This is a genomic window from Pectobacterium fontis (assembly GCF_000803215.1).
In the GTDB taxonomy this organism is placed as follows: Bacteria; Pseudomonadota; Gammaproteobacteria; order Enterobacterales; family Enterobacteriaceae; genus Pectobacterium; species Pectobacterium fontis.
Window position 1 is genome coordinate 1 of the sequence record NZ_JSXC01000093.1, and the last position, 1349, is coordinate 1349.

Genomic DNA, 1349 nt, shown 5'->3' on the forward strand with positions numbered 1-1349 from the left:
AATTTACTATGCCACTACAACATCACCAGTAAACGATAACTAGCGCGACGATAACGGGTTGCAGCCCGTTAACGCCGCTCACCACAAGCAACTAAATGAGGTAGTTAATCATGGCTAAGGCACATTCTACGTCACGCAACACGGTAAATACAGCAACTAAAACAGAATGTTACTACACCGTGGGATACGCCCCGCAAAACGGCAAGCCCAACCCACCGTCGGCGATTAACCTTGAAGGCCGCTGGCTGGAAGAGTCGGGCTTCATGACCGGGATGCCGATTACGGTGGCGGTGGAGCGGGGAAGGATAGTGATTGAGACGGAGATTAATCTCTGAGCGTTGTACTAAACAGCAGGTAAAATAAAGCCGGAAGGATCGTCGGGATCGCTTCCGGCTTTATTTAAAGACTAGTTAATATATTATCTACTAGCTCAAAACCAGACACAGCCATTGTTGTATAGTTAGGATATTCAGCAATAGGAATACGTCTTATTTCCTCTTCACCGTTATAAAGGCCACCTGCGTAATTGAATATTCTCAATTGTTTTTTTTCTTCACTTAAATCTGTATGTCCAATAATCTTCCATAGGCCATTACTAATCTTCTGATTACCTGTAAATATAATTTTTGTTACTTTACCGAATTTATCAACAGACATAGGATTTAGAAGAGCATCATTATTAAAACTCTCATCATCTTGTATAAAAAGAACACAAAATGCTATTATCTGCTTAAATTTCCCTTTTGATGAAAAAACAATCTGACATATGGCATACTTGCCATTACTTAAGGGAATGATAAAAATATCACCGTCTTTATATTTCACCTTCATAGGCCATTACCCTTCAAAATAGAAAGTGCATCATTCAATACCTTACCTCCCCAATCACTACTATGCCCGGCAATATCATATGTACCCGAATTAGGATTGTTTGGACTGTAAGATCTAATTTTATTCAACAGATTGGTCAGAGGATCTGTAGACTTAGCACCACCATGAAGATCCATGATTCTTTGCTCCAAAAATTTAGCTTCAGCTTTGGTCAAGTTATTATCAAATATAGTTAATTGATCCAAATGAGACTTACCCGACGTATTTGCATGTATATTTAAGCGAGATGCTGCATCACCTCGACCAACATATAAAATATTCTTACCATCATGTAATACGTATAAGCCCTGACCATTTACTGGATCATAATTTTTTCCAGTTCCACCTGACGTTCGGGTTGACGGTAAACCTTTACAGGGAGTCAATCCAAGCGGATCGATCCATGTGATCGGATTCGGCGCGTAAGCGTAGTTATTATCACCGCCCGCCAGCCCTATAGGGTCATAGGGACTATCCCG

2 protein-coding genes and 1 pseudogene are annotated in these 1349 nt (G+C 40.5%); 1 reads left to right on the plus strand and 2 read right to left on the minus strand.

The window, feature by feature from the left end; all coding sequences use genetic code 11:
* Window positions 1–110 precede the first annotated feature (110 nt).
* Window positions 111–335: a SymE family type I addiction module toxin gene (locus tag OI69_RS18720; RefSeq protein WP_039354221.1), complete on the plus strand. Its 225-nt coding sequence runs from the start codon at window positions 111–113 to the stop codon at window positions 333–335.
* 64 nt (window positions 336–399) lie between these two features.
* Here OI69_RS18720 and OI69_RS18725 read toward each other — a convergent pair whose 3' ends face one another.
* Window positions 400–831 (minus strand): Imm26 family immunity protein, encoded by a 432-nt coding sequence (locus OI69_RS18725; RefSeq protein WP_039354224.1) that lies wholly within the window; start codon window positions 829–831, stop codon window positions 400–402.
* Window positions 828–1349: pseudogene (locus tag OI69_RS20015) on the minus strand (RHS repeat-associated core domain-containing protein); the annotation flags it as partial. The gene OI69_RS18725 and the pseudogene OI69_RS20015, both read right to left, overlap by 4 nt.